This window comes from Corynebacterium sp. HMSC071F07, from assembly GCF_001810285.1.
GTDB classification, from domain to species: domain Bacteria; phylum Actinomycetota; class Actinomycetes; order Mycobacteriales; family Mycobacteriaceae; genus Corynebacterium; species Corynebacterium simulans.
The window spans coordinates 20,985-29,330 of the sequence record NZ_KV800720.1 but is presented as its reverse complement, the minus strand read 5'-3'; the positions used below and the strand labels follow the sequence as shown (position 1 = coordinate 29,330).

Sequence of the window (8,346 nt, the reverse complement as noted above, 5' to 3'; positions counted from 1 at the left end):
TTGGGGGATCGCGGCAAGGTTAAGCATTTGCTTACGATGTCCTTCGGCCTTTTGGTAGTGGCGCTACGTCGCGGCGGCAAGCTGGCCACGGCGATGGAGGCCCGTGGTTTCGGGCGCACGCCGTTGTATTCGCCGGCGCGCACGTGGGCGCGCGAGTCGCGTGTGAGCAGGAAAGATTGGCTCATCATGTTAGCCGGTTCACTTTTGGCAGCAGTGCCGGTGGTAGCGTCGGTAGTTACAGATTCCTGGAGATTCTTCGGTCTATAAGACGAAAGGGCCACGAAGCATGGACTTCGACAGTCAGCTCGACCGCCTCATCGAGGATGTCATCAAGGCTGCCGCGACGCGCAAGAAACCCTTCAAGCCGGTGACGGTGCTCATCGATGGGCCATCGGGTGCTGGCAAGACGTGGGCCTGCGCCGCCCTCGCCGATAGAGCAGGCTGGCGTGTGGTGCACCTGGACGAGTTCTATCCCGGTTGGCACGGCCTTGAGCAGGGCTCCCAGATGGTTGCCGAACAGGTGCTGCGCGGGGCCAATCCTGGCTACTGGCGCTGGGATTGGGAAGCCAATGCGCCCGGTGAGTGGGCGAGTTTGGACGCGCGCGATGACCTCATCGTGGAGGGAGTCGGTGCGGTTACCCCAGAAAATATCGCCGCCGCTAAGGAGCGCGGCACCGTAATTACGGTGCGCCTCGACGGCCCGCGCGAAAAGCGCTATGAGCGAGCCATCGAGAGAGATCCGGACTACGCAGAGTGGTTCGAGACCTGGGAGGAACAAGAGAAGGTTTACTTCTCCGAGCGCGCCACCGACGCCGAATTTACGTGGGAATGGCAGTAGCTTCCGCCCCGCAGTAGACGCCGTGCTTGTCGACGTCGTGCGCCCACTGGCGCACCAGCTTAAGTCCCTGTTGCGCAACGCGTTCTTCCAGCTCGGGAATCCGGGCCTCGATGCACGACCCTGGCCACAATGTGGTTCGGGCTTGCAGCGATAGCTGCCCTGCTCGCGCATAATCTGCCAAAAGATGGAAGGACTCCCACATCCGCTGCGCTTGGGCACGGCTGCAGCCGGTGACCTGTGGCAGGTCTTCCGGTAGGGCTTTGACGTCGATGCCTATCCATTCCGGCTGTGTTTCGGGATGGGCCATGAGCTTGTCCAACCGGCCCGGTAGATAGCCGCTCGTGTGGAGGCCAACTTTAAAGCCAGCCGCGTGGGCCTCGGCTATCGCTTGCGGTAACCTCGGGGCGGATAGAGGCTCTCCGCCGGAGAAAACCACGCCGTCGAGTAGCCCGCGGCGCGAGCACAGCAAGGAGAGTGCTTCCTGCCAGCTATAGCTTCCCGGCACAAAGGCCTGCAGCTGCGGGTTATGGCAATAGGTGCAGCGCAGCGGGCAGCCGTTGAGGAATAACGTCATGGTCAGGTGGTCCGGCCAATCCGAAGCCGAGAAGGGGATAAGCCCGCCAATCGGCAGCTGCGTTCTGGAACTTAGCTTCGGCTCTTGCAACGAAGGTGCAGTCTTAGACGCTGGCCGCAAGCCTCTCGTCGAAGTACTGGCGCTCATGGAACTCTCCCTTCTTGCCCGTGTTGAAGCTGGAGACTGGCCGGAAATAGCCCATCACGCGCGTCCACATCTCAGTGCTGGAACCGCAGTCGGGGCAGTGCGGATGCTCGCCGGAGATATAGCCGTGGGAGTTACAGATGGAAAAGGTCGGCGTGATGGTGACATAGGGCAGGCGGAAGTTCTCCAGCGAGCGGCGCACCAGGGTCGCACAAGCCTTGCCGGTCGACATCGCCGAACCCATGTAGAGATGCAGCACCGTTCCGCCGGTGTATTGGGTCTGCAGGTCCTCTTGGGCTTGGAGTGCGGCAAAGGGATCGGGAGTGTGCGCGACGGGCAGTTGCGAGGAATTGGTGTAATACGGTTCTTCTGCGGTGCCGGCATGCAGTATGTCTGGATAACGCTTCAGATCTTCGCGGGCGAAGCGGTACGTAGCGCCCTCGGCAGGGGAGGCTTCAAGGTTATAAAGGTGCCCGGTCTTCTCCTGGGCGTCGACAAGCAGTGCGCGAACCTGCTCCAGCAGACGCAATGCCTGAGCATGGCCGCGCGGATCGGTGAGATCGTAGGTGTCGGCAGTGAAGTTACGGATCATCTCGTTGCAGCCGTTGACGCCGATGGTGGAGAAGTGGTTATCCAAGCTGGGTAGCCAACGCTTGGTATAGGGGAAAAGACCTTTCTCCAAACACTTGTTAACAAAGGCGCGGCGGCGCTCGAGCGTGTCGACGCCGAGATCTACCAGCTCTGCGACGCGCGCCAATAGCGCCTCCTCGTCGCCGCGGTAGAGGTAGCCCAGGCGTGCGCAGTTGAGCGTGACCACGCCGATGGAGCCGGTTAACTCGGCCGAACCGAACAAGCCATTGCCTCGCTTTAATAGCTCGCGCAGGTCCAGCTGCAGCCGGCAACACATTGAGCGAATCATGCCTGGGTCTAGATCGGAGTTAAGGAAGTTCTGGAAGTAGGGCAGACCGTACTTGGCTGTCATAGTGAACAGAGCTTCGGCGTTCTCGCTGTCCCAATCGAAGTCCGGGGTGATGTTGTAGGTGGGGATAGGAAAGGTGAAAGGCCTACCGTCCGCGTCGCCGGCGGACATCACCTCGATGAAGGCACGGTTGATGATGACCATCTCCGCCTCCAAGTCGCCGTAACAGAAGTCGACGGGCTCGCCGCCGATGAGCGGGGTTTGGTCCCGCAGATCGGTGGGGCAGTGCCAATCGAAGGTAAGATTCGTGAACGGCGTCTGCGTACCCCAGCGCGAAGGCACGTTCAGGTTGAAGATAAATTCCTGCATGTATTGAAGTACTTGGCCGTAGCTGAGGTTATCCAGCCGCACGAAAGGCGCCATGTAGGTATCGAAGCTGGAGAAGGCCTGCGCGCCTGCCCACTCGTTTTGCAGAGTGCCCAGGAAGTTGACGATCTGTCCGCACGCGGAGGAAAAATGCTTCGGTGGTGCTGAAGAGATAGTGCCTGGAACGCCACCGAATCCCTCTTCTAGAACTCGGCGCAGTGACCAGCCAGCGCAATAGCCGCTGAGCATGTCTAGATCATGGATGTGAATATCACCTGCTCGGTGGGCATTACCCGCAGCCTCCGAAAAGACCTCATCCAGCCAGTAATTGGCGGTTACCTTGCCCGCATTGTTAAGAATCAACCCTCCTAGCGAGAAATCCTGATTGGCATTGGCGTTGATGCGCCAATCACGCCGGCCCAAGTACTCCTCGATGGAATCTGCGACGTTAATGGTCCGTGAACCCATGTAGTTCTTCCCTTCGTTATGAAAATGGAGCGCTGGTACAGCGAAAAGCTCGCTGCCTTTCCAGCTCTGATGACATGCCCAGGCGCGCATATAGGGAAAGCAATGGCGACCGCATTCATGTGGGAGAATCTGCAGTAAGCCGAGATGGCAGAAAAGCCACCGTGCAGCGCTGGGCGTCACGGAATAACATAGCTGTAATTTGTCGCGGCGTGGGTCGACGTAATACAAGATATTGGCCATTTTGGAGTCTCTGACCCTATATGTAGTGCCCTGATCGTCTGAAAGCTCGAAAGGGTATGCGCTTATTTAGTGCCTGTGATTGTTGCCTCTATAGGTGAAGCTTAAGGCCCGATTTCGGGTGGAGCGGAAAGTTCCGGGGAATTTGTCACAGCTGCCTCGGGTGAGGTGCGGCGTCGTCAAGCGTTGTGTGATTGACTGCCTGCGGTGATGGAAAGAAAAGCCAGGTAGATGAAATTTGGATGTTTTGTGTGTCGCTGCTATTGTTCGAAGAGGTTTCGCCTTCATGTAGGGCGAAAAGTCTGATCGATTAATCGGCTTGAATGGCTGATTGATGTTCTGGACACGCGGAAGGGCCCCGGAAAAGAGCCCCTATTTTTGCGTGTTTGGGCAGCATCGGTCAGTTCAGCCGAAGTCATACAGAAAGACTAGATTTATGCCAACTATTCAGCAGCTGGTCCGTAAGGGCCGCCATGATAAGCGCTCCAAGGTCGCAACCGCAGCGCTGAAGGGCTCCCCTCAGCGTCGTGGCGTTTGCACCCGCGTTTACACCACCACCCCGAAGAAGCCGAACTCTGCACTGCGTAAGGTCGCTCGTGTTCGCCTGACCTCCGGTATCGAGGTTTCCGCGTACATCCCAGGCGAGGGCCACAACCTGCAGGAGCACTCCATGGTGCTCGTCCGCGGCGGTCGTGTTAAGGACCTCCCGGGTGTTCGTTACAAGATTATCCGTGGCGCACTGGATACCCAGGGCGTTAAGGACCGCAAGCAGGCTCGTTCCCGCTACGGTGCAAAGAAGGGACAGTAATCAACAATGCGTAAGAATGCTGCTCCGAAGCGTCCTGTAGTTAAGGACCCGGTATACAACTCCGAGCAGGTCACCATGCTCGTGAACAAGATCCTCCTCGATGGCAAGAAGTCCACCGCAGAGCGCATCGTCTACGGTGCACTCGAGGCTTGCCGTGAGAAGACCGGTACCGACCCAGTCGGCACCCTGGAGAAGGCTCTGGGCAACATCCGCCCGGACCTCGAGGTTCGCTCCCGCCGTGTCGGTGGCGCTACCTACCAGGTGCCAGTTGAGGTTAAGCCGGCTCGCGCTAACACCCTCGCTCTGCGTTGGTTGGTGACTTTCACCCGCCAGCGTCGTGAGAACACCATGATCGAGCGTCTCGCTAACGAGATCCTGGATGCGTCCAACGGTCTTGGTGCTTCCGTGAAGCGTCGTGAAGATACCCACAAGATGGCTGAGGCAAACCGCGCCTTCGCACACTACCGCTGGTAATTTTCCAGCGTATGCCTATGGTCCGAGCAACGTAATAGTTTTGCTGAACAGTTCCACCCGCTTTCTGCGGTTAAAACTGCAAACACAACTTCATATCGTTGCTCGGGCCATTTTTCTAAGCTGGTGTCTTCTCCTTGTGGGCAGACGGCTAGCTTGGGGAGGCGGGCTACGTAAAGGTGTATTAAGGTGCACCGCTGGAAGTTTTAGTAGCCCTGCGGCTGCTAAGACGGCCGAGACGTGGCAAAATTAATAAAGACCTATCCATGCGGACGGATTGGTGCTGGAACCTCGCCTTGAAAGCGGGGAACCGGCGCGAAGCGTCCACGATAAATAAGTTGGGGTAAAACCGTGGCACAAGAAGTGCTTAAGGACCTTCACAAGGTCCGCAACATCGGCATCATGGCTCACATCGATGCTGGTAAGACCACCACCACCGAGCGTATTCTCTTCTACACCGGTATTAACCGTAAGGTCGGCGAGACGCACGATGGCGCATCCACCACTGACTGGATGGAGCAGGAGAAGGAGCGCGGTATCCCCATTACCTCCGCTGCCGTTACCTGTTTCTGGAACAACAACCAGATCAACATCATCGACACCCCGGGTCACGTTGACTTCACTGTTGAGGTCGAGCGTTCCCTGCGTGTCCTGGATGGCGCTGTTGCTGTCTTCGACGGCAAGGAAGGCGTTGAGCCACAGTCCGAGCAGGTGTGGCGTCAGGCTGCTAAGTACGACGTTCCGCGTATCTGCTTTGTCAACAAGATGGACAAGCTGGGCGCTGACTTCTACTTCACCGTTCAGACCATTATCGATCGCCTCGGCGCTAAGCCACTGGTTCTGCAGCTGCCAATCGGCGCTGAGGACGACTTCGACGGTGTCGTTGACCTGCTGAACATGCGTGCCATCACCTGGCGCGGCAAGGTCGAGACCGGTGCTGAGCCGACCATCGAGGAGATCCCTGCTGACCTGCAGGAGAAGGCTGAAGAGTACCGCGAGAAGCTGCTCGAGGCTGTTGCTGAGTCTGACGAAGAGCTCATGGAGAAGTACTTCGGCGGCGAGGAGCTGACTCTTGACGAGATCAAGGCAGCCATCCGCAAGATGACCATCAACTCCGAGATCTACCCGGTTCTGTGTGGTACCGCTTACCGCAACAAGGGCGTTCAGCCGCTGCTTGACGCAGTCGTTGACTTCCTTCCGAGCCCGCTGGACGTCGGCGAGGTCATTGGCCACGCTGTTGGCAACGAGGAAGAGCAGGTTACTCGTAAGCCGGCTGTTTCTTCCCCGTTCTCCGCACTGTCCTTCAAGATTGCTGCACACCCATTCTTCGGCCAGCTGAACTTCGTTCGCGTTTACTCCGGCCAGGTCTTCCCAGGCACCGAGGTGCTCAACTCCACCAAGGGTAAGAAGGAGCGCATCGGTAAGCTGTTCCAGATGCACGCCAACAAGGAGAACCCTGTTGAGCAGGCTGACGCAGGTAACATCTACGCAGTTATCGGCCTGAAGGAAACCACCACGGGCGACACCCTGTGCGACAAGGACAACCCAATCATCCTCGAGTCCATGGACTTCCCGGAGCCGGTTATCAAGGTTTCCATCGAGCCAAAGACCAAGGCTGACCAGGAGAAGCTGGGTACCGCTATCCAGAAGCTCGCTGCTGAGGATCCAACCTTTACCGTCGAGCTCGACGAAGAGACCGGCCAGACCGTTATCGGCGGCATGGGCGAGCTCCACCTCGACGTTCTGGTTGACCGTATGAAGCGCGAGTTCAAGGTCGAGGCAAACATCGGTAACCCACAGGTTGCTTACCGCGAGACCATCCGCAAGACGGTTCAGTCCCTGGACTACACCCACAAGAAGCAGACCGGTGGTTCTGGTCAGTTCGCAAAGGTCATCGTCACCATCGAGCCTTACAACCCGGACCCAGAGACGCTGGAGGAGGGCGAGTCCGCAACCTACAAGTTCGAGAACGCCGTCACCGGTGGCCGCGTTCCGAAGGAGTACATCCCTTCCGTCGACGCTGGTATCCAGGACGCAATGCAGTACGGCTACCTCGCTGGCTTCCCGCTGGTTAACATCAAGGCAACCCTCGAGGACGGCGCTTACCACGACGTCGACTCCTCCGAGATGGCCTTCAAGCTCGCTGGCTCCCAGGTTCTGAAGGAAGCTGTTGCTAAGGCGAAGCCAGTCCTTCTTGAGCCGGTCATGGCCGTTGAGGTTGTTACCCCTGAGGAGTACATGGGCACCGTTAACGGTGACATCAGCTCCCGTCGTGGCCAGGTCTTCGCTATGGAAGACCGCTCCGGCGCAAAGGTTGTCAAGGCAAAGGTTCCGCTGTCCGAGATGTTCGGTTACATCGGCGACCTGCGTTCTTCCACCGCTGGCCGCGCAAATTTCACCATGGTCTTCGATTCCTACGCTGAGGTTCCTTCCTCCGTTGCAACCGAGATCATCGAAGAGCGCACCGGCAACAAGGCCTAACTAGCCTTAAGGCAATCGCCACCCCCTCACGCTTCAGCCCCGCATACGGCTGGTAGTCTTTGCCAGTAGATTCCAGTTGCGGGGCGGGGCAAGAGCTTGCAGCTTTTCTCCCGCGTGAGGCAACTGGTTGGGTAGCGGTTGGCTGAACTTGCACTTGCAAAAAGTGTTGGTTGAGCCGGCCGTTACCCTCCCAGGATCCGTTATCAGATTCTTGTCGAGGGTCAACGACCGCACAACATGCGCGGGGTTACCTCCTATTTAGGCGGTTTGAAAAAACTGCGGCATAAATCTAGGATCGTGTAACTGGCACGTAAAGAAAGCGTCATTAGCGCTTCGGAGTTTTCGTTCCAAGTACCAATGACATTAACCAACCACGTGGCTGCCTATGCAGCCGCCATAGAGTCCAGGAGGACAAACAGTGGCAAAGGAGAAGTTCGAGCGTACGAAGCCGCATGTTAACATCGGCACCATCGGACACGTCGACCACGGCAAGACCACCACCACCGCAGCGATCACCAAGGTTCTGGCTGACCAGTACCCTGAGGAGAACACCGCTTTCGCATTCGACATGATCGATAAGGCTCCTGAGGAGAAGGAGCGCGGTATTACCATCAACATCTCCCACGTTGAGTACTCCACCCCGAAGCGCCACTACGCACACGTTGACGCTCCGGGCCACGCCGACTACATCAAGAACATGATTACCGGTGCTGCTCAGATGGACGGCGCTATCCTGGTTGTTGCTGCAACCGATGGCCCGATGCCGCAGACCCGCGAGCACGTTCTTCTGGCTCGCCAGGTTGGCGTTCCTTACATCCTCGTTGCACTGAACAAGTGCGACATGGTTGACGACGAGGAAATCATCGAGCTCGTCGAGATGGAGATCCGCGAGCTGCTCGCTGAGCAGGACTACGACGAGGAAGCTCCGATCGTTCACATCTCCGCTCTGAAGGCTCTTGAGGGCGACGAGAAGTGGGTACAGGCTGTTGTCGACCTCATGCAGGCTTGCGATGACTCCATCCCGGATCCGGAGCGCGAGC

7 protein-coding genes and 1 pseudogene are annotated in these 8,346 nt (G+C 57.9%); 6 read left to right on the top strand and 2 right to left on the bottom strand.

What is annotated here, in order from left to right; translation table 11 throughout:
• Together HMPREF2724_RS11460 and HMPREF2724_RS11455 are read left to right on the top strand one after the other, a co-directional pair.
• A pseudogene (locus HMPREF2724_RS11460) lies at positions 1–267 on the top strand (energy-coupling factor transporter transmembrane protein EcfT); the annotation flags it as partial.
• A 19-nt stretch (positions 268–286) separates the two neighbouring features.
• Positions 287–838: a nucleoside/nucleotide kinase family protein gene (locus tag HMPREF2724_RS11455; RefSeq protein WP_061920470.1), complete on the top strand. Its 552-nt coding sequence runs from the start codon at positions 287–289 to the stop codon at positions 836–838.
• Here the strand turns inward: HMPREF2724_RS11455 and HMPREF2724_RS11450 are convergent.
• Together HMPREF2724_RS11450 and HMPREF2724_RS11445 are read right to left on the bottom strand one after the other, a co-directional pair.
• Positions 819–1,559, bottom strand: coding sequence for an anaerobic ribonucleoside-triphosphate reductase activating protein (locus HMPREF2724_RS11450; RefSeq protein WP_201040640.1), 741 nt, complete (start codon positions 1,557–1,559; stop codon positions 819–821). The genes HMPREF2724_RS11455 and HMPREF2724_RS11450 overlap by 20 nt on opposite strands.
• Positions 1,516–3,309, bottom strand: coding sequence for a ribonucleoside triphosphate reductase (locus tag HMPREF2724_RS11445; RefSeq protein WP_061920472.1), 1,794 nt, complete (start codon positions 3,307–3,309; stop codon positions 1,516–1,518). Before HMPREF2724_RS11445 ends, HMPREF2724_RS11450 begins: the two co-directional genes overlap by 44 nt.
• Before the next feature lie 673 nt (positions 3,310–3,982).
• On the opposite strand from HMPREF2724_RS11445, the gene rpsL reads away from it, so the two are divergent.
• From rpsL to HMPREF2724_RS11425, 4 genes are all read left to right on the top strand, one after another.
• Entirely contained in the window at positions 3,983–4,354 is a 372-nt protein-coding gene (gene rpsL / locus HMPREF2724_RS11440) for a 30S ribosomal protein S12 (protein ID WP_046646811.1), read from the top strand.
• Positions 4,355–4,360: 6 nt separating this feature from the next.
• On the top strand, positions 4,361–4,828 hold the full coding sequence (gene rpsG, locus HMPREF2724_RS11435; protein ID WP_042529270.1) for a 30S ribosomal protein S7: 468 nt from the start codon (positions 4,361–4,363) through the stop codon (positions 4,826–4,828).
• Between the two features lie 348 nt (positions 4,829–5,176).
• A complete protein-coding gene (gene fusA / locus HMPREF2724_RS11430; RefSeq protein ID WP_070588628.1) occupies positions 5,177–7,306 on the top strand; it encodes an elongation factor G in 2,130 nt (709 codons plus the stop codon).
• 418 nt (positions 7,307–7,724) lie between these two features.
• On the top strand, positions 7,725–8,346 hold a 622-nt coding region (locus HMPREF2724_RS11425; RefSeq protein WP_141748391.1), incomplete at its 3' end, for a GTP-binding protein.

Coding starts and splice junctions, on each gene's coding strand:
- HMPREF2724_RS11445 (WP_061920472.1), bottom strand. CDS start 3,309: ATGGGTTCACGGACCATTAACGTCGCAGATTCCATCGAGGAGTACTTG.
- rpsL (WP_046646811.1), top strand. CDS start 3,983: ATGCCAACTATTCAGCAGCTGGTCCGTAAGGGCCGCCATGATAAGCGC.
- rpsG (WP_042529270.1), top strand. CDS start 4,361: ATGCGTAAGAATGCTGCTCCGAAGCGTCCTGTAGTTAAGGACCCGGTA.
- HMPREF2724_RS11455 (WP_061920470.1), top strand. CDS start 287: ATGGACTTCGACAGTCAGCTCGACCGCCTCATCGAGGATGTCATCAAG.
- HMPREF2724_RS11450 (WP_201040640.1), bottom strand. CDS start 1,559: ATGAGCGCCAGTACTTCGACGAGAGGCTTGCGGCCAGCGTCTAAGACT.